We start from the raw sequence: 18,291 nt of genomic DNA on the forward strand, positions 1-18,291 counted from the left end.
GGCCCGTCCCTTCCCGCGGCCCCCCCTTCCTCTGGCCAAAAATATCTCGGGGGTCCGGGGGCAGCGCCCCCGGCGATCTCAGTCCAGCGAAGACCCTAGAACAGCCCTTCCACCTCGCCTGCCTCGTTCAGCCGGATCGACTCCGCGGCCGGCGTGCGCGGCAGGCCCGGCATCGTCATGATCTCCCCGCAGACCACCACCACGAAGCCCGCGCCCGCCGACAGGCGCACCTCGCGGATGGGGACCGAGTGCCCCGTGGGCGCGCCGCGCAGGTTGGGGTCGGTCGAGAAGGAGTACTGGGTCTTGGCCATGCACACGGGCAGGTTGCCGTAGCCCTGCTCCTCCCAGGCGCGCAGCTGGTCGCGGATCTTCTTGTCGGCCAGCACCGCGTCGGCGTGGTAGATGCGCTTGGCGACCGTCTCGATCTTCTGGAACAGGGGCATGTCGTCGGGGTAGAGCGGCGCGAAGTTCGCCATGCCGGCGTCGGCGATCTCGGCCACGCGCCGCGCCAGCGCCTCGGAGCCCGCCGACCCGTCGGCCCAGTGCCGCGAGACGATGGCCTCGGAGCCCTGCCCCTTCACGAAGTCGCGCACCGCCTCGACCTCGGCCTCGCTGTCGCCGGTGAAGTGGTTCACGGCGACCACGACCGGCACGCCGAACGACTTCACGTTGGAGATGTGCCGCCCGAGGTTGGCGCAGCCCTTGCGCACGGCATCCACGTTCTCGGCGCCCAGATCGGCCTTCGCCACGCCGCCGTTCATCTTCATGGCGCGCACGGTGGCGACCAGCACCACGCAGTCGGGGGCGAGGCCCGCCTTGCGGCACTTGATGTTCATGAACTTCTCGGCGCCGAGGTCCGCGCCGAAGCCGGCCTCGGTCACCACGTAGTCGGCGAGCTTCAGCGCCGTCTTGGTGGCGATCACCGAGTTGCAGCCGTGGGCGATGTTGGCGAAGGGGCCGCCATGGACGAAGGCGGGGTTGTTCTCGAGGGTCTGCACGAGGTTGGGCTGCATCGCGTCCTTCAGGAGCACGGTCATCGCCCCGTCCGCCTTGATGTCGCGGCAGAACACCGGCGAGCGGTCGCGGCGGTAGGCCACGATCATGTCGCCCAGGCGCCGCTCCAGGTCCTTGAGGTCGGAGGCCAGGCACAGGCAGGCCATCACCTCGGAGGCCACGGTGATGTCGAAGCCGTCCTCGCGCGCGAAGCCGTTCGAGACGCCGCCCAGGGACGAGGTGATCTGCCGGAGGCTCCGGTCGTTCATGTCCACCACGCGGCGCCACACGACGCGGCGGGTGTCGATGTTCTGCTCGTTGCCCCAGTAGACGTGGTTGTCGATCATGGCCGACAGGAGGCTGTGCGCGCTGGTGATGGCGTGGAAGTCACCGGTGAAGTGGAGGTTCATCTCCTCCATGGGCACCACCTGCGCGTAGCCGCCCCCGGCGGCGCCGCCCTTCATGCCGAAGTTCGGCCCGAGCGAGGCCTCGCGGATGCAGACCACCGCGTTCTTGCCGATGCGGTTCAGCCCGTCGCCGAGGCCTACGGTGGTGGTCGTCTTGCCCTCGCCCGCGGGCGTCGGGTTGATCGCGGTGACGAGCACGAGCTTGCCGTTCGGGCGGTCACGCAGCCCGTCGATGAAGGTCTGGCCCACTTTGGCCTTGTCGTGGCCGTAGGGCAGCAGGTCCGCCTCCGGGATGCCGAGGCGCGCCCCGATCTCGCGGATCGGTTTCTTGTCGGCGGCGCGCGCGATCTCGATGTCGGACTTGGGGGCCATCGGCGGGGTCTCTTCTGCTGGGGATGCTATTCGGCGGCCACGGCCGCGGGCTCGACGCGCACGGCGGCGAACTTGAACTCGGGGATCTTGCCGTAGGGGTCCACGGCCGGGTTGGTCAGCACGTTGGCCGCGGCCTCCACGTAGGCAAAGGGCACGAACACCATGTCGGGGGCCACGGCGCGGTCGGCGCGGGCCATGATCTCGATCGCGCCGCGGCGGGTCACGAGCCGCACCCGCCCGCCCGGCTCCACGCCCATGCGGCGCAAGGTCGAGGGGTGGAGCGAGCAGTTGGCCTCGGGCTCCACCGCGTCAAGCACCGTGGCGCGGCGGGTCATGGAGCCGGTGTGCCAGTGCTCCAGCTGCCGCCCCGTGGTGAGGATCATCGGATACTCGGCGTCCGGCACCTCGTCGGGCGGGATGACGCTCGCGGGCGTGAACCTGGCGCGGCCGCCCTCGCGCGGGAAGGCGTCGCCGAAGACGATGGGCTGGCCCGGGTCGGTCGGGGACAGCGAGGGGTAGGTCACGGCGTCCTCCCGCTCCAGCCGCTCCCAGGTGATGTTGGCGAGGGACGGCATGACCTGAGCCATCTCCGCGAACACTTCGCGCGGGTGGGCGTAGGACCAATCCAGCCCGCAGCGGCGCGCCAGCTCGGTGGTGATCCACCAGTCCTCGCGCGCTTTTCCGGGCGGCGGCACCGCCGGTCGCCCCATCTGCACCTGCCGGTTGGTGTTGGTCACCGTGCCCGTCTTTTCGGCGAAGGCCGAGGCGGGCAGGATCACGTCGGCATAGTTGGCGGTCTCGGTCAGGAAGATGTCCTGCACGACCAAGTGGTCGAGCTTGGCGAGCGCGTCGCGCGCGTGCTCCACGTCCGGGTCCGACATGGCCGGGTTCTCGCCCTGAATGTACATCGCCCGCACGTGCCCCTCGTGCACGCCATCGAGGATCTCGGTGACCGTCAGGCCCTTCTCGAGGGCGATCGCGGCACCGCCCTCGCCCGCCCACAGCGCCTCGAACTTGGCGCGCACCTCGTCCGACTGGACGGAGGCGTAGTCCGGTAGGAACATCGGGATCAGTCCCGCATCCGAGGCCCCCTGCACGTTGTTCTGCCCCCGCAGCGGGTGCAGCCCCGCGCCCGGACGGCCCACCTGCCCGCACATGAGGGCCAGCGAGATCAGGCAGCGCGAGTTGTCGGTGCCGTGGACGTGCTGCGAGACGCCCATGCCCCAGAAGATCATGGCCGCGCGCGCCCCGGCGAAGGTGCGCGCCACGTCGCGCAGGACTTCGGCGGGGATGCCGCAGTGCTCGGCCATGGCCTCGGGCGCGAAGCCTTTAAGGTGGGCGCGCTGCGCCTCCCAGCCTTCCGTCATCGCCTCGACGTACTGGCGGTCGGCCAGACCCTCCTCGGCGATCGTAGCCATGATGGCGTTCAGCATCGCCACGTCGGCGCCGGGGCGGAACTGAAGCATGTGCGACGCGTGCCGACGCAGGGCCTGCCCGCGCGGGTCCATCACGATCAGCTTGCCGCCGCGCTTGGCGAACTGCTTGAAGTAGGTCGCCGCGACGGGGTGGTTCTCGACCGGGTTGGCGCCGATCACGATGGCGACGTCGGCGTTCTCGATTTCGTTGAACGTAGCGGTGACAGCGCCCGATCCGACGTTCTCCAGAAGGGCCGCGACCGAGGACGCGTGGCACAGGCGCGTGCAGTGGTCGACGTTGTTGTGCCCGAACGCCTGCCGGATGAACTTCTGGTGGAGGTACGCCTCCTCGTTCGTGCACTTGGCCGAGCCGAAGCCGGCCACCTCGCGGCCCCTCCCCCGGAGGCCCCCGGCAGCGCGCTCCAGTGCCTCGTCCCACGTCGCCTCGCGGAAGTGCGTGGTCCAGTCGCCGGGATCGACGTTCAGGCCCTTGGCGGGGGCATCGTCGCGGCGGATCAGGGGTACGGTCAGGCGGTGCGGGTGGTGGATGTAGTCGAAGCCGAAGCGGCCCTTCACGCAGAGCCGCCCCTCGTTGGCGGGGCCGTTCACGCCATCTACGGCGACCACGCGGCCGCCCTTCGCCTTCACCGAGACCTGGCAGCCCACACCGCAGAACGGGCAGATGCTCTTGGTCTCCGTGTCGAAGGCGGCCGAGTCGCCCCGCTGCGCCTCGTCCACGAGCGAGGCCTCCATCAGCGCGCCCGTGGGGCAGGCCTGCACGCACTCGCCGCAGGCCACGCAGGTCGACTCGCCCATGGGGTCGGCGAAGTCGAACACGGGCCACGTGTCGTGGCCGCGCCCGGCCATGCCGATCACGTCGTTGACCTGCACCTCGCGGCAGGCGCGCACGCACAGGCCGCACTGGATGCAGGCGTCGAGGTTGACGCGCATGGCGACGTGCGAGGCGTCGAGCTGCGGCACCGCCCCGCGGTCCATCGCCGGCAGGCGGCTCTCCGCGGCCTGCGCGGTCTTCCAGAAGTGCGAGGACCGGTCGTGGGCGTCCGCGCGCGCCGGCTGGTCGGCCAGCAGCATCTCGATCACGGTCGCGCGGGCCTTCTCTGCGCGTCCCGAGTCCGTCCGCACCACCATGTCATTCGCGGCCTCGCGCACGCAGGAGGCGGCCAGCACGCGCTCGCCCTCGACCTCGACCATGCACGCCCGGCAGTTTCCGTCGGGCCGGTAGCCGGGCGAGGGCTTGTGACACAGATGCGGGATCACCAGCCCGCGCCCATGCGCCGCCTCCCAGATCGTGGTCCCGGCGGGAACGGAGACTTCGGCCCCGTCGAGCGTGAAAGTGACGGTGTCGACGATGTCCTTCATGGGCGCAGCTCCCGCAGGCCGGAGACGAGGAGGCCGAGGCCCATGGCGCCGAAGGCCGCCGCGAAGGCGGCCTCGACCGCGCGCGCGGCCCGCGCGTAGGTCCGCACCGCGATCCCGGTGGAGAAGAGCGCCGCGTACGTGCCGTAGACGGCGAGCCCCGACAGCGCCCCGAGCGGGCCGAAGAGCAGCACTTCGGCAGCATTCAATCCTTGCCCGAACAGGAACGTCGCCACCGCCGCCCACATCAGCCCCGCCTTGGGGTTCGACAGCACCACGAGCAGCCCCCGCCGCCACGCGGCCCCGGGCGCGAGGCGCGCGGTCGCGGGCCGGATCGCCGCAGTTTCGCCGCGCAGGGCGGCGCGGGCAGCGCGCAGGCCGAGGAACAGCAGGTACCCGCCCCCCACGACCTTCATCGCCACGAGCGACAGCGGGAACGCCGCGAGCAGGGCGCCGAGCCCCCCCGCCGTGAGCGCCGACCAGACCAGCATCCCGGACGCGATGCCCGCCACCACGAACAGCGCGGGCCGCCGCCCCTCGGCCAGCGCCACGGACGCGGTCGCCGCGAGGTTCGGCCCGGGCGAGGCCTGCGCGGCCACGACGCCGGCCCAGGCGGCGAGGTAGGCCTCGATCATGGCGCATCCTCCGCGGGGGGCGCCATCGCAAGCCCCGCGCGCGAGCGGCGCCCGCCGCCCTCGGCCGCCTGCGCGGTGGCGTAGTTCGCGGTGGCCGGGGTCTCGCCCTCGGCCAGCGCGCCGGCGCCGCCCACCTCCTCCGGAAAATGCTTCGCCACCAGCCGGATCGGGTTCGGCGCGGCCTGTCCCAGCCCGCAGATCGAGGCGTCCGCCATGGCCTCGCAGACGTCCTCCAAGAGCGCGGTGTCCCACGCGGGGGCCTCCATCAGCTTCACGGCCTTCTCGCAGCCGACCCGGCAGGGGGTGCACTGGCCGCAGCTCTCCGACTCGAAGAAGCGCAGCATGTTGAGGGCCGCGTCCCGCGCGGAGTCCTGGTCCGACAGCACCACCACGGCGGCCGAGCCGATGAAGGTGCCGTGGGGCTGGAGCGTGTCGAAGTCGAGCGGCACGTCGTCCAGCGTGGCAGGCAGCAGCCCCGAGGAGGGGCCGCCGGGCTGGTAGGCCTTGAACGCGTGACCCTCGGCCATCCCGCCGGCTGCCTCGATCACGTCGCGGATGGTGGAGCCGGCGGGCAGCACGTGGACGCCGGGCTCCCGCACCCGGCCCGAGACGGAGTAGCTGCGCAGGCCCTTGCGCCCGTTCCGCTCGTGCGCCGACAGCACCTCGGGCCCCTCGCGCACCACGCGGGCGATCCAGTGCAGGGTCTCGACGTTGTGCACCAGCGTCGGCCGCCCGAAGAGGCCGACCTGGGCGACGTAGGGCGGCCGGTGGCGGGGCAGCCCGCGCTTGCCCTCGATCGACTCGATCATCGCCGATTCCTCGCCGCAGATGTAGGCCCCCGCTCCCCGCCGCAGCTCGACGAAGCCCGGCACGGCGATGCCCGCCGCCTCCAATGCGGCGATCTCGGTTGCGAGGATCTCCAGCACGGCCGGATACTCGTCGCGCATGTAGAGATAGACCCGCTCGGCCTCGACCGCCCAGGCGGCGACCAGCATACCTTCCAGGAACAGGTGCGGCCGGCGCTCGAGGTAGTGGCGGTCCTTGAACGTGCCCGGCTCGCCCTCGTCGCCGTTCACGGCCATCAGCCGCGGCCCGGGATTGGTGCGCACGAAGCCCCACTTCTTTCCGGACGGGAAGCCCGCCCCGCCGAGGCCGCGCAGGCCGGAGGCGGCCACCTGCTCCTGCACCGCCTCCCAGTCGCCCGACGCGCGCAACGCGGCGAGCCGTTCGTAGCCGCCGCCCGCCCGGTAGGCGTCGAGCGTCTCGTAGTCGGGGATCACGGCGTGCGTCTCGCCCGCGGCGGCGGCGGCAAGCACCGACTCCGGGGTGGCCTGGTCGACGTGCCGGTGCCCGACCTCGGCCACCGGCGCGGTGTCGCAGCGGCCCATGCAGGGGGCGCGCAGCACGCGGACCTCCAAGGGGTCGGTGCCCCTCTCAAGAGCCGATTTCAGAGCCTCGGCCCCGGCCAGCTCGCACGACAGCGAGTCGCAGACGCGGATCGTCAGAGCGGGCGGCACCGCCTCGTCCTCGCGGCGCGGGTCGAAGTGGTCGTAGAAGGTGGCGACCTCCCAGACCTCGGCCATGGCGAGGTCCATCTCGAAGGCCAGCGCCCGCAGGTGCGCCGCCGAAAGGTGGCCGTGGGCGTCCTGGAGGAGGTGGAGGAACTCGATCAGCAGGTCGCGGCGGCGCGGGCGGGCGCCCAGCAGGCGGCGCACCTCGGCGAGGGCGTCGTCGTGGTACTGGCGACCCTTGGGCGTCGCACGGCCCCGTCCGCGGCCCGACTTCCAGACGCCCTTGCTCTCGTCCAACGCCATGCGCGCGTCCCCCTCGCTGCACCCATAGGGAATCGCGGCCGGGTTGCACAGACGGGCAAGCGACGCCGCGTCGCCGGGATGCGACGGGGGACGAGGGCGATGCACGCCCCGGACCCGATCCGGGGCCTGTTGTTGCCGGCTGCGTTTTCGCTGCGAAGCGGGGCGCCCGTGGTGGGCCGGGGCCCCGGCGCGGGGCCGGGGCGTGGTCCGACAGCTCCTCCCCCATTGCAGCCGCCGCGCGCACGGCCATACTCCCCCCATGGTCGCCCTCCAGTCCCTGCCCCGCGACGCGGATGCCGTCGCCACCGTCGTCGGCATCCTGCGCGGGCGCCTCGGGCCGCGCCTCCAGACCGGCGAGGCGTTCCGGCGGCATCACAGCCACTCCGCCACATGGCTCGACGCCCAGCCGCCCGACGCCGTGGCGCAGCCCGAGAGCACCGCGGAGGTCGCCGAGATCGTGCGCACCTGCGCCGCCCACCGCGTGCCCGTCGTTCCCTTCGGCACCGGCACCTCGCTCGAGGGCGGCGTGAACGCGCCGGGGGGCGGCATCTGCGTCACCCTCGCCGGCATGGACCGCATCCTCGCCGTCCACGCCGAGGATCTCGACTGCACGGTGCAGCCGGGGGTCACGCGCAAGGCCCTCAACACGCACCTGCGCGACGCCGGCCTCTTCTTCCCGATCGATCCCGGCGCCGACGCCTCCTTGGGCGGCATGGCCTCCACCCGCGCCTCGGGCACCAACGCGGTGCGCTACGGCACCATGCGCGACGCGGTGCTGAGCCTCGAGGCGGTGATGCCCGACGGCCGGGTGATCCGCACCGCCAGCCGCGCGCGCAAGACCTCCGCGGGCTACGACCTCACCCGCCTCCTGGTCGGCGCGGAAGGCACGCTCGGCCTCATCACCGAGCTGACCTTGCGCCTCCACGGCATCCCCGAGGCGATCACCGCCGCGGCCTGCTCGTTCCCCTCCGTGGCGGCGGCCTGCGAGGCGGCGATGCTGGCGATCCAGTCCGGCGTGCCCGTGGCGCGCATGGAGCTTCTGGACGCGCTGCAGGTCGGCGCCTGCAACCGCTACTCGAAGCTCGACCTGCCCGAGGCGCCACTCCTGCTGCTGGAGTTCCACGGCTCGCCCGCCCACGCCGCCGAGCAGGCCGAGACCTTCGGCGCCATCGCAGAGGACACGGGCGGCACCGGCTTCCGCTGGACCGCCTCGACCGAGGAGCGCACCGCGCTCTGGCAGGCCCGCCACGACGCCTACTGGGCCGCCTGCGCCCTGCGCCCCGGCGCGCGCGGCCTGTCCACGGACGTTTGCGTGCCGATCGGCCGTCTGGGCGAGGCGGTCGAGGCGGCGCAGGCGAAGGCCCGCGCGATGGACCTCCTCGCCCCGGTGCTGGGCCACGTGGGCGACGGCAACTTCCACGTGCTCCTGCTGGTGGACGTGGACTCGGCCGAGGAGCGCGCGGCGGCCAACGCCTACGTCGCGTGGCTGGCCGAGCTGGCGTGGTCGATGGACGGCACCTGCACCGGCGAGCACGGGATCGGCCAGGGCAAGCGCGCGCTCCTGCGGCGCGAGCTGGGCGAGGCGGTGGACGTGATGGGGGCGGTGAAGGCGGCGCTCGATCCGCTGGGGATCATGAATCCGGGGAAGGTGGTCTGAGGTTTGGGGGGCTCTGCCCCCTGGCCCCTTCGGGCCTCCCCCCGAGGTATTTCGGAAACGAAGACGAGGCGTCGGTCCTGTCGGGCTCGGGGGGGCCGCGAAAAAGTTCGCCAGTCGGCAATTTCGGCCTTTGTCGACCGAAATCAGCGGTTTACAAACGTTATCAACAGGTTAACGCCGCTTAGAGCCTTCCCGTGGCGGCGGCGGCCCACATTGCCACGGTGCCGACGCGGTCGCGCCGGCGCAGGCCGTGGCGGCGCAAGGCCAGCAGGCGGAACAGGGGGCCGGCGGGGGCGGCCAGCTCGCGCGCCAGCGCCCGCGCGTCGGGCAGGAGCGGCAGGCCCGAGGCCAGCAGCGCGCGGGCATTGCTCTGCATCCACGCGCCGTAGCGGCCGTCGGTGAGGCCGCCGAGGCGGCGCAGCGCGGCGGCCGGTCCGCCCCGCGCGCCCATCACGTTGGCGCCGTGCTGGCGGTAGCGCATGACCACCGCCTCGTCCATCTCGATGCGCCCCCCGCAGGCGGCCACCGCGAGCGAGATCCACCAGTCGTGGAACGGCACGTCGCGCGGCGGGCGCGCGCCCCGCAGGAGGGCCGCGGCGCCCGGGTCGAGCATCGCCGTCAGCCCGCCCACCGGGTTCCAGGCGAAGGGATCGGCGAGGCGCAGCCCGCCGCGCGGCGGGCCCGGCAGGAGGCCCACGGGGCGCAGCGCCTCGTCGGTCACCTCCGCCCGCGCGCCATAGAGGGCGGGGCGCCCGTCGTGGGTGCGGCGCAGGCGCGCGAGCGCGCGCCCGAGCTTCTCGGGGAACCACACGTCGTCCTGGTCCGAGAACGCCACGTGGGTGCCGGGGCCGAGGGGCAGGTCGTCGCGGGCGAGGAGGTGGAGGAAGTTCGCGGTCGCGCCCCGGCGCGGCCCCGCCACCACCCGCACCTCCTGGGGGATGCCGCGGGCCCAGGCCTCGACCAGCTCGCGCGTGCCGTCCGAGGAGCCGTCGTCGGAGACCCACAGCGCCCAGTCGCGGTGCCGCTGCGCCTCGATGCTGCGGAGCTGGCCCTCGAGGTGGCGCGCGCCGTCGAAGGTGGCCATGAGGATCAGGACCGAGGGCGCGGCGGTCATCGGGTCAGCAGGTCCTGGTAGTTGCGCCGCAGGAGCAGCATCGCCATCGCGCAGAGCGCCGCCGAGAGGCCGAACACGTAGAGCGGCGAGACCCAGGGCGCCTCGTAGGAGGCGTAGAAGCCGCGCCGCATCATGCCCACAAGATGCGCGATCGGGTTCCACCACAGCCAGTCGCGGAACGGCATCGGCACGCTCTCCAGCAGGAAGAAGATGCCGGACACGAAGAACATGGGCCGCATGGCGATGCCGAAGACGAGCTGCCACGCCGGGAAGCGCATGAACAGGAAGCAGTTCATGGTGCCGACCCCGAAGGCCAGCGCCAGCCCCATCGTCGCCGCGAGGGCGATGGCGCCGGCGTCCACGATCACCCGCACGTCGAAGATCAGGAGGATGCCGCCGAACACCAGCACCGCCACGAGCACGTCCACGAGCGCGTTGAGGATGGTGCGCGCGAGCAGCGCGTCGACCCAGGTGACGGTGGGATAGGCCAGCAGATGCCGCGAGAAGCGCAGCGAAAGCCCCAGCTTGCCCGCCAGCCCCAGGAACGAGAGGTAGGGCAGCACGCCGGTGGCGTAGAAGAGCGGGAAGTTCGAGCCCAGCGCCGGCGTCCGCAGCGCCATCGAGAACACCGCCGTGAGCAGGGCGATGCCGGCGATGGGCTCCAGCAGGACCCACAGGAAGCCGCCGGGCGAGCGGCCGTAGGTGCTCGACATCTCGCGCAGCATCAGCGCGATCACGGTGCGCGGCGTGCCGAAGCGGCGGCGGAACGCGCGCGGCTTCTGCGGCGGCCGCGGCGCGGCGCCGCGGGGGGGCCGCGCCCGCAGCGGCGCGGCATCGGTGGTGGTGGCCGTCACGTCTCGGTCCTCCCGGCGGGGTGCCGCCACGTCGCACCCCCGTGCGGGGTTCTGGGCACCGGCAGCGGCATCGTGTAACACCGCCCCGAGCACGACGGAACCTCGGGAGCGCACGCTTGGCCACAACGCCCCTCAAGACGGCGACGCCCGAAGGCGGCGAGGCCGCGGACCGTCCCGGCCCGAAGGCCGTGGAGGCCCCCGCCCCCGCCCCGAAGCCCGCCACCGCCGCCAAGCCGATCGCGGTGGCCAAGCCCGCCCGCACCGGCACCGTGGAGCCGCGCGCCTTCCGCGTCGCGCCCCCCGTCCGCCGGGCGCGCCTGCGCAAGCGACATCTCGCGCTGATCTTCTCGTTCCTGCTCATGGTGGCGCTGCCCACCGCGCTGGCGGGCTACTACCTGCAGACCCGCGCCGCCGACCAGTTCGCCTCCTACGCGGGCTTCTCGGTGCAGCGCGAGGAGAGCAGCTCGCCGCTGGAGCTGCTTGGCGGCATCACCAACATCGGCAGCGGCACCTCGGACGCCGAGATCCTCTACGACTTCCTCAACAGCCAGGCGCTGGTGAGCGAGCTGGAGGCGGAGCTGGGCCTGAGCCGCATCTGGTCGGTCCCGCAGGAGCGCGACCCCTGGTTCGCCTACGATCCCGACGGCTCGATCGAGGACCTGCTCGAGCATTGGGAGCGGATGATCCAGATCGGCTTCGACGGCGGAACCGGGCTGATCGACGTGCGCGTGCTGGCGTTCCGCCCCGAGGACGCCACCGCGATCGCGCGGGCGCTGCTGGCGCACTCCTCGGCCATGATCAACGCGCTCAGCGCAGCCGCGCGCGAGGACGCGATCCGCTACGCGCGCCAGGACCTCGACGAGGCCGAGGAGCGCCTGAAGACGGCGCGCGAGGCGGTGACGCGCTTCCGCGTCGAGAACCGCATCGTCGACCCCACCACCGACACCGCCACGCAGGCCGGCGTGCTGGCCACGCTGCAGGGCCAGCTCACCGAGGCCCTGATCGAGCGCGAGCTGCTGGGCGACGGCGCCGGCGCGAGCGATCCGCGCATGGTGGCCGCGAACCGGCGCATCGACGTGATCCGCGAGCGCATCGCCCAGGAGCGCGACGACACCGGCAGCGAGGAGGGCGGCGCCGCGCTGGCCGAGGTGGTGGGCGAGTTCGAGCGCCTCTCGGTGGAGCGCGAGTTCGCCGAGAGCGCCTACGTGGCCGCGCTGGCCGCCTACGACGTGGCCCGCGGCGAGGCGCGGCGCCAGACGCGCTACCTCGCCACCCACGTGGAGCCGACCACCGCCGAGACCGCGCGCTTCCCGCAGCGCGGCCTGCTGCTCCTGCTCGTGGCCGGCTTCGCGTTCCTCGCCTGGACCATCCTCGCTCTCGCCGGCTACTCGCTGCGCGACCGCCGCTAGGAACCCGCCCGGTGATCCGGCTGATCGATGTCACCAAGACCTACGTGCTGAACGGGCGCCGCAAGGTGGTCGCGCAGAACCTCAACGCCACCTTCCCGTCCGGGGTCTCGGTGGCGCTGCTGGGCCGCAACGGGGCGGGCAAGTCCTCGCTCCTGCGCATGATCGGCGGGATCCAGACGCCGTCCTCGGGCGAGATCGTCTCGACGGGGTCGATCTCGTTCCCGGTGGGCTTCGCCGGCTCGTTCCACCCCGACATGACGGGCCTGCAGAACACCCGCTTCGTGGGGCGCATCTACGGCGTGGACACCGACGAGCTGTGCGACTTCGTGGAGGACTTCGCGGAGCTCGGCGACCACTTCCGCTTGCCGGTGCGCACCTACTCCTCGGGCATGAAGTCGCGCCTCGCCTTCGGGGTGTCCATGGGCATCGCCTTCGACACCTACCTGATCGACGAGGTGACCTCGGTGGGGGACTCCACGTTCAAGGCCCGCTGCACCGCGCTCCTGAACGCGCGCACCCGCACCGCGGGGGCGGTGGTGGTGACGCACTCCATGAAGCAGGTGCGCGACCTGTGCCAGGCGGGCGCGGTGCTCGAGAACGGCAAGCTGACCTACTACGAGGACCTCGAGGCCGCGATCGCCCACCACGAGCGCAACATGGCGGCCTGAGGCCTACTCCGCCGCCGTCGCCCCGCCCCCGGCGCACGCGCCCGCCATCAGCGCCTCGGCCTCGGCGATCAGCATCGCCCCGTCCAGCCCGCGCTCGGCCATGTCCGCCGTCCAGGCCTCGCGGATCGGCGCCACCAGCGTCTTCCACTCGGAGGTGTCGGTCACCGTGAAGATCTCGTTGCCCATCTCCACCGCGACCTCGCGCGCGGGGGCGTCGGCGTCCTCCTGCGTGCCGCCCGCGAAGACCGAGAACGCGAGGCCGGAGTTGTCGTCGATGACGGCCTGCAGGTCGGCGGGCAGCGCCTCGTAGCGGCCCTTGTTCATGGCCAGCACGAAGGTGAGCACGTAGAGCGCGGGGCCCTCGAACTCGGTGTGGAACTCCACCAGCTCGGGGATGCGCAGCGAGGTCGTCACCTCCCACGGCACCGTGGTGCCGTCGATCACGCCCTTCGACAGCGCCTCGGGCACCGCCGGCACGGGCATGCCCACCGGGGTCGCGCCCGCGGCCTCCAGCAGCTCGTTGACCATGCGCGAGCCGCCCCGGACCTTGAGGCCCCGCAGGTCGGCGGGCGTCTCGACCGGCTCGGCGGCGTGGATCACGCCCGGCCCGTGGACCCAGGTGCCCAGCACCTTGAGGTCCGCGAACTCCGCATCGGCCATGTGGCGCTCGAACAGGGTCCAGTAGGCGCAGGAGGCGGCGCGCGCGTCGGGCACCATGAAGGGCAGCTCGAACACTTCCGTGGAGGGGAAGCGGCCCGGCGTGTAGCCCACCACGGTCCAGACGACGTCGGCCACGCCATCGATCGCCTGGTCGATCAAGTCGGGGGGCGTGCCGCCGAGCTGCATCGACGGGTAGCGGTCCACCTGGATGCGCCCCTCGGAGGCCTCCTCGATGCGGTCGGCCCACACGTCGAGGATCAGCTTCGGCACGTTGGCCTGCGCGGGCAGGAACTGGTGCATCTTGAGCGTCACCTCCTGCGCGGTGGCGGGAAGGGCGGCTAGGGCCAGGAGGGCGGCGAGGAGGGTGCGTGTCATGGCGGCGGGGTCCTGCGGAGGCGTATCGCGGCGACAGGTGCCACGGGGCCGCGCCCCTGTCGACCGCTCGCTAGAGCGGCGGGCCGATGCGCAGGTCGAAGGGCGGCAGGCCCTCGACCCGCGCCATGATCGCGTCGCCCGCCTCGACCTTGCCCACGCCCGCGGGCGTGCCCGTCAGGATCAGGTCGCCCGGCCCGAGGTGGTAGAAGCGCGAGAGGTCGGCGACGATGGCCGGCACCCCGTGGATCATGTCCGAGAGCCGCCCGTCCTGGCGCAGCTCGCCGTTGAGGCGCATCTCGATGCGCTGGTCCGCCGGCTCGAAGTCGCGGCGCAGGGTGCCGACAACAGCGGAGGCCTCCACGTCCTTGCCGAGGTCCCAGGGGCGGCGGCGGTCCTTGCCCTCCTGCTGGCGGTCGCGCCGCGTCATGTCGAGCGCCACCGCGTAGGCCCACGCGGCGGCCGCCGCTTCCTCCTCGGAGGCACGAAAAACGTCAGCGCCCAGAGCCACGGCCAGCTCCACCTCGTGGTGATAGTCGGCGGTCTCGGGCGGAAAGGGGATGTCCGCGTCCGCGCGCACCATGTGGGCGGGCGACTTGGTGAAGTAGAACGGCGCCTCGGGGGTCGGCTCGTGGCCCATCTCGCGGGTGTGCTCGGCGTAGTTGCGGCCCACGCAGAAGATGCGGCGCACGGCGTACTCGCCCCCCTCCTCGACCTTGAGCGTGGGGATCGGCGGCAGCGGGAAGGCGAGCGACATGGGGGGTCTCCGGAATGGGGGATCAGCCGAAGGTGATCTGCGTCTTCATGGAGCGGGTGCGGTCGCCGGCGGTCTCGAACGCGGCCACGGCGTCGGCGGCGGCGAAGCTGCGCGTGACCAGCGGGGCCACGTCGATCAGTCCGCGGCGCATCAGCCCGACGCCGGCGGCGAACTCCTCGCCGAAGCGGAACGAGCCGCGCAGGTCGATCTCCTTGGCGGTGATGCTCTGCATGGGCACGTGCATGTCGCCGCCGAGCCCCAGCTGCACCAAGACGCCGCGCGGGCGCAGGGCGGCCACGGCGGCGCCGAGCGCGGAGGCCGAGCCGGAGCACTCGAACGCGGCGTCGAACGTCCCCTTGCCCGCGCGGTACTCGGCCAGCTTCGGGTCGCCCGCCTCCAGGGCCACGTCGGCGCCCGCGTGGCGGGCCATGTCGAGGCAGAACTCCGACAGGTCGGTCGCCACCACGAGGCCTGCGCCCGCGCGCCGCGCGGCCAAGATGGCGAGGACGCCGATGGGGCCGCAGCCCGTGACCAGCACCGCGCGGCCCACGAGGTCGCCCGCCCGGCGCACCGCGTGGAGGGCCACGGCCAGCGGCTCGGCCATCGCCGCCTCGGCGGGCGAGAGGCTGGTCGCCACGGCGCATTGCGCCTCGTCGGCCAGGAGCACTTCGCGGAAGGCGCCCTGCACGTGGGGGAAGGGCATGGCCGAGCCGTAGAAGCGCATGGCGGCGCAGTGGTTGGGCAGGCCGCGCAGGCATTCGGGGCAGTCGCGGCAGGGGCGCGACGGCGAGACGGCCACCAGCATGCCGCGGGGGATCGAGACCCCCTCGCCCACCGCCTCGATGTGGCCCGCCACCTCGTGGCCGAGGATCATGGGCTCGCGCAGGCGCACCTGCCCGAAGCCGCCGTGGTCGAAGTAGTGCAGATCGCTGCCGCAGATGCCGCCCGTGGCCACGCGCACCCGCACCTCGCCGGGGCCGGGCGGGCCGGGGTCGGGCCGCTCCTCGATGCGCAGGTCGCGGGCAGCGTGGGCGACGACGGCCTTCATGGGGATCTCCGAGGCTTGCGCCCCGGGCGGGGCGTGCGAAGGTGACCGTGGCGCGGCGGCCCGTCCGCCGCAAGCCCCGCCGGAGACGTCCATGACCCTCGCCCTGTTCGACCTCTCGGGCCGCCGCGCCCTCGTGACCGGCTCGGGGCAGGGCATCGGCCTGGCGCTCGCGAAGGGGCTGGCGGAGGCCGGCGCGCGGGTGGTGCTGAACGGGCGCGACCGGGCGAAGCTGGAGCGGGCCGCGGAGGGCATCGAGGGCGCCGAAGTGCTCCCCTTCGACGTGACCGACCACGATGCCGTGCGCCATGCGGTGGATACGTTCGAGGCCGAGCACGGGGCCATCGACATCCTGGTGAACAACGCGGGCATGCAGCACCGCGCCCCCTTGGAGGACTTCCCGGCGGACGCCTTCGAGCGCCTGCTCCAGACTAACGTGGCGAGCGTGTTCCACGTGGGCCAGGCGGTGGCGCGGCACATGATCGGGCGCGGGCGCGGGCGGATCGTCAACATCGCGAGCGTGCAGACCGCGCTCGCCCGGCCCGGCATCGCGCCCTACACGGCCACGAAGGGCGCGGTGGGCAACCTCACGAAGGGCATGGCGACGGACTGGGCGCCCCACGGGCTGCAGGTCAACGCGCTGGCGCCGGGCTACTTCGAGACGCCGCTGAACCAGGCGCTGGTGGACGACCCCGCGTTCTCGGCATGGCTGGCCAAGCGCACCCCGGCAGGCCGCTGGGGCAAGGTCGAGGAGCTGGTGGGGGCCTGCATCTTCCTGTGCTCGGATGCGGCGAGCTTCGTGAACGGCACGGTGCTCTACGTCGACGGCGGCATCACGGCGTCGCTGTGAGCGCGCGGCGGATCGTGGTGATGGGCGTCACGGCCACCGGCAAGTCGGCCGTGGGCGCGGCGCTGGCCGAGGCGCTGGGGGCGCGCTTCGTCGACGGCGACGACCTCCACCCGGCCTCGAACCGGCGGAAGATGGCGGAGGGCACGCCGCTCGACGACGCCGACCGCGCGCCGTGGCTGGCCGAGGTGGGCCGGACGCTGGCCGAGGGGGGCGACTGCGTGGTGGCCTGCTCGGCGCTGAAGCGCCGCTACCGCACCGCGATCGACCGGGCCGCCGGGGGCGGCGTGCGGTTCGTGTTCCTCGATGCCCCCCGCGCGCTGGTCAAGGAGCGGCTGCGCGCGCGCGAGGGACACTTCATGCCCGCCTCGCTGATCCGCAGCCAGTTCGAGACCCTGGAGCCGCCCGGCGCGGACGAGGGTGCGGTGCGCCTCGCCGTGGACCGCCCCGTCGCGCAGGTGGTGCAGGCGGCGCTGCGGGGGCTGGGGCTTCAGGCGCCCTAGATGCGCTCGACAGCGGCCCGGGCGCCGCTAGGTCACCCCGCATCGCAGGAGGACCGACGATGGCAGACGACACGCGCAGCGGAAACCGGCTGATGGACCGCCCCGAATACGCCAGCAAGCCGAGGCCGCTGACGCGCGGGCCGGACGCGATGATCGGCGAGGCGGTCTCGGCGATGAGCGACCGGAACTACGGCTGCGTGATCGTGGTCGACGCCGACGACAAGGTGATCGGCGTGGTGACCGAGCGCGACATCATGAACAAGGTGGTGGCCAAGGGCCTCGATGCGGCGACCACGCCGCTCAGCGCGATCATGACGCCCGAGCCGCGCCTCGCGCGCGAGACCGACGACATGCTGAACTGGCTGCGGATCATGTCGAACGAGCGCTTCCGCCGCCTGCCGGTGGTGGACGGCGACGGACGCATCAAGGCGGTGTTCACGCAGGGCGACTTCGTGAGCTACACGTGGCCCGAGCTGATGGGGCAGATGCGCTCGATGCTCCGGGCGCAGGCGATGGGCAACTTCCACTACCTGCTGATCGGCGGCGGCATCCTGATCTACGTGCTGGCGATGTTCGTGGTGTTCGCGGCCATCTGATCCGGCCGCCCGCCCCCCGTCGCGACGCCTCGGAATGGCGGGGGGTGTCTGGTCGGGCAGAGAGGATTCGAACCTCCGACCCCCTGCTCCCGAAGCAGGTGCGCTACCAGGCTGCGCCACTGCCCGACCGTGGCCGCGCGATACGCGCCGCGGGGGCGGAGCGCAAGGGGCGCGCGCGTCAGAGGCGGCGGGTCTTCTGCTCCACCTCGTCCACCGTCTGGCGGGTCACCTCAGTGAGGGTGCGCAGCTCCTCGGCCACGGCGGCCACGCCCCCCGCGTCGTCGCCGAGGCGCGAGGCCTCGAAGGCGGCGTGGGCGGCGATGCGCTCGAGCTTGCGGTGGAGCTGGATCAGGCGCAGCGCGTTGTTGGAGGCGCGGTGGGCGTGCTCCTCCTGGCGGGCGATCACGGTGGAGATGAAGACCTTCCGGAAGATGTCGAGCGCGGCCTTCACCCGCTCCTCGGCCTCGCGCGTGGCCTCGGCGGCCTCGGCGAGCCAGCCGTCCGCGCCCACGCGCGGGCGCAGCTCCGAGAGCCACGCCGCGGTCTCGGCCACCGTCGCGCGCTGTGCGTCGTCGATCTGGACGTCGTAGGGGGCGAGCAGGTCCTCCCAGCGCCCGCCGAGCGTGGCGACCGCCTCGTCGACGGAGGCGCGCGCGACGATGGCGGCGTCGCGGTCCAGGGCCGCGCGCAGGAGCGCCGGCGCCAGGGGCCAGAGGTGGCGTTCGAGGAGGACGACCGGGTCGTGCTCCCAGTCCTGCGTCTCGGGGGAGATCTCGTTCATCCGGTTTCCTTATCC

General features: G+C 72.9%; 16 protein-coding genes and 1 tRNA gene. 6 read left to right on the forward strand and 11 right to left on the reverse strand.

From position 1 onward, the window contains the following. Positions 1-95: 95 nt before the first annotated feature. The 4 genes from K3554_RS02155 to K3554_RS02170 are packed head-to-tail and all read right to left on the reverse strand — an operon-like array spanning position 96 to position 7,013. Positions 96-1,772 (reverse strand): formate--tetrahydrofolate ligase, encoded by a 1,677-nt coding sequence (locus K3554_RS02155; RefSeq protein ID WP_259942903.1) that lies wholly within the window; start codon positions 1,770-1,772, stop codon positions 96-98. 26 nt (positions 1,773-1,798) lie between these two features. After that, on the reverse strand, positions 1,799-4,558 hold the full coding sequence (fdhF, locus tag K3554_RS02160; protein ID WP_259945743.1) for a formate dehydrogenase subunit alpha: 2,760 nt from the start codon (positions 4,556-4,558) through the stop codon (positions 1,799-1,801). Positions 4,559-4,563: 5 nt separating this feature from the next. Continuing rightward, the gene (locus tag K3554_RS02165) at positions 4,564-5,199 is read right to left on the reverse strand and encodes a LysE family translocator (protein ID WP_259942904.1); all 636 of its coding nucleotides are present in this window, start codon (positions 5,197-5,199) and stop codon (positions 4,564-4,566) included. Continuing rightward, positions 5,196-7,013 carry an NAD(P)H-dependent oxidoreductase subunit E gene (locus tag K3554_RS02170; RefSeq protein WP_259942906.1) on the reverse strand — a complete coding sequence of 606 codons (1,818 nt, stop codon included), beginning with the start codon at positions 7,011-7,013 and terminating at the stop codon, positions 5,196-5,198. The genes K3554_RS02165 and K3554_RS02170 overlap by 4 nt, the downstream gene beginning before the upstream one ends. Before the next feature lie 259 nt (positions 7,014-7,272). On the opposite strand from K3554_RS02170, the gene K3554_RS02175 reads away from it, so the two are divergent. Then, complete coding sequence (locus K3554_RS02175) at positions 7,273-8,670, forward strand: FAD-binding oxidoreductase (RefSeq protein WP_259942908.1); 1,398 nt, start codon at positions 7,273-7,275, stop codon at positions 8,668-8,670. Between the two features lie 181 nt (positions 8,671-8,851). Here K3554_RS02175 and K3554_RS02180 read toward each other — a convergent pair whose 3' ends face one another. Together K3554_RS02180 and K3554_RS02185 are read right to left on the reverse strand one after the other, a co-directional pair. Beyond that, positions 8,852-9,784 (reverse strand): glycosyltransferase, encoded by a 933-nt coding sequence (locus tag K3554_RS02180; RefSeq protein WP_259942910.1) that lies wholly within the window; start codon positions 9,782-9,784, stop codon positions 8,852-8,854. After that, positions 9,781-10,638, reverse strand: a complete 858-nt coding sequence (locus K3554_RS02185) for an ABC transporter permease (RefSeq protein ID WP_259942912.1) — start codon at positions 10,636-10,638, stop codon at positions 9,781-9,783. Before K3554_RS02185 ends, K3554_RS02180 begins: the two co-directional genes overlap by 4 nt. Before the next feature lie 116 nt (positions 10,639-10,754). On the opposite strand from K3554_RS02185, the gene K3554_RS02190 reads away from it, so the two are divergent. Together K3554_RS02190 and K3554_RS02195 are read left to right on the forward strand one after the other, a co-directional pair. After that, positions 10,755-12,047: a sugar transporter gene (locus K3554_RS02190; protein WP_259942914.1), complete on the forward strand. Its 1,293-nt coding sequence runs from the start codon at positions 10,755-10,757 to the stop codon at positions 12,045-12,047. A gap of 11 nt (positions 12,048-12,058) precedes the next feature. Then, the gene (locus K3554_RS02195; protein WP_259942917.1) at positions 12,059-12,715 is read left to right on the forward strand and encodes an ABC transporter ATP-binding protein; all 657 of its coding nucleotides are present in this window, start codon (positions 12,059-12,061) and stop codon (positions 12,713-12,715) included. Between the two features lie 3 nt (positions 12,716-12,718). Here K3554_RS02195 and K3554_RS02200 read toward each other — a convergent pair whose 3' ends face one another. The 3 genes from K3554_RS02200 to K3554_RS02210 form a co-directional block, all read right to left on the reverse strand. After that, positions 12,719-13,750 (reverse strand): TRAP transporter substrate-binding protein, encoded by a 1,032-nt coding sequence (locus tag K3554_RS02200; RefSeq protein WP_259942920.1) that lies wholly within the window; start codon positions 13,748-13,750, stop codon positions 12,719-12,721. Positions 13,751-13,820: 70 nt separating this feature from the next. Further along, on the reverse strand, positions 13,821-14,504 hold the full coding sequence (locus K3554_RS02205; protein WP_259942922.1) for a fumarylacetoacetate hydrolase family protein: 684 nt from the start codon (positions 14,502-14,504) through the stop codon (positions 13,821-13,823). Positions 14,505-14,526: 22 nt separating this feature from the next. Further along, positions 14,527-15,552 (reverse strand): L-idonate 5-dehydrogenase, encoded by a 1,026-nt coding sequence (locus tag K3554_RS02210; RefSeq protein WP_259942923.1) that lies wholly within the window; start codon positions 15,550-15,552, stop codon positions 14,527-14,529. Positions 15,553-15,643: 91 nt separating this feature from the next. Here K3554_RS02210 and K3554_RS02215 point away from each other — a divergent pair, with 91 nt between their 5' ends. From K3554_RS02215 to K3554_RS02225, 3 genes are read left to right on the forward strand one after another with little or no spacing between them, the layout of a single operon-like run. Next, positions 15,644-16,399, forward strand: coding sequence for an SDR family oxidoreductase (locus K3554_RS02215; protein WP_259942926.1), 756 nt, complete (start codon positions 15,644-15,646; stop codon positions 16,397-16,399). Beyond that, positions 16,396-16,899, forward strand: coding sequence for a gluconokinase (locus tag K3554_RS02220; RefSeq protein ID WP_259942929.1), 504 nt, complete (start codon positions 16,396-16,398; stop codon positions 16,897-16,899). The genes K3554_RS02215 and K3554_RS02220 overlap by 4 nt, the downstream gene beginning before the upstream one ends. Positions 16,900-16,958: 59 nt before the next feature. Next, positions 16,959-17,495, forward strand: a complete 537-nt coding sequence (locus K3554_RS02225) for a CBS domain-containing protein (RefSeq protein WP_259942931.1) — start codon at positions 16,959-16,961, stop codon at positions 17,493-17,495. Positions 17,496-17,544: 49 nt separating this feature from the next. Here the strand turns inward: K3554_RS02225 and K3554_RS02230 are convergent. Together K3554_RS02230 and K3554_RS02235 are read right to left on the reverse strand one after the other, a co-directional pair. Beyond that, positions 17,545-17,621: transfer RNA gene (locus K3554_RS02230), tRNA-Pro, on the reverse strand. Positions 17,622-17,673: 52 nt separating this feature from the next. After that, positions 17,674-18,276 (reverse strand): hypothetical protein, encoded by a 603-nt coding sequence (locus K3554_RS02235; protein WP_259942933.1) that lies wholly within the window; start codon positions 18,274-18,276, stop codon positions 17,674-17,676. Between the last annotated feature and the right edge of the window lie 15 nt (positions 18,277-18,291).

The organism is Jannaschia sp. W003 (assembly GCF_025144335.1).
Classification (GTDB): domain Bacteria; phylum Pseudomonadota; class Alphaproteobacteria; order Rhodobacterales; family Rhodobacteraceae; genus Jannaschia.

Coding starts and splice junctions, on each gene's coding strand:
- K3554_RS02175 (WP_259942908.1), top strand. CDS start 7,273: ATGGTCGCCCTCCAGTCCCTGCCCCGCGACGCGGATGCCGTCGCCACC.
- K3554_RS02235 (WP_259942933.1), bottom strand. CDS start 18,276: ATGAACGAGATCTCCCCCGAGACGCAGGACTGGGAGCACGACCCGGTC.
- K3554_RS02210 (WP_259942923.1), bottom strand. CDS start 15,552: ATGAAGGCCGTCGTCGCCCACGCTGCCCGCGACCTGCGCATCGAGGAG.
- K3554_RS02215 (WP_259942926.1), top strand. CDS start 15,644: ATGACCCTCGCCCTGTTCGACCTCTCGGGCCGCCGCGCCCTCGTGACC.
- K3554_RS02225 (WP_259942931.1), top strand. CDS start 16,959: ATGGCAGACGACACGCGCAGCGGAAACCGGCTGATGGACCGCCCCGAA.
- K3554_RS02155 (WP_259942903.1), bottom strand. CDS start 1,772: ATGGCCCCCAAGTCCGACATCGAGATCGCGCGCGCCGCCGACAAGAAA.
- K3554_RS02200 (WP_259942920.1), bottom strand. CDS start 13,750: ATGACACGCACCCTCCTCGCCGCCCTCCTGGCCCTAGCCGCCCTTCCC.
- K3554_RS02165 (WP_259942904.1), bottom strand. CDS start 5,199: ATGATCGAGGCCTACCTCGCCGCCTGGGCCGGCGTCGTGGCCGCGCAG.
- K3554_RS02170 (WP_259942906.1), bottom strand. CDS start 7,013: ATGGCGTTGGACGAGAGCAAGGGCGTCTGGAAGTCGGGCCGCGGACGG.
- K3554_RS02180 (WP_259942910.1), bottom strand. CDS start 9,784: ATGACCGCCGCGCCCTCGGTCCTGATCCTCATGGCCACCTTCGACGGC.
- K3554_RS02205 (WP_259942922.1), bottom strand. CDS start 14,504: ATGTCGCTCGCCTTCCCGCTGCCGCCGATCCCCACGCTCAAGGTCGAG.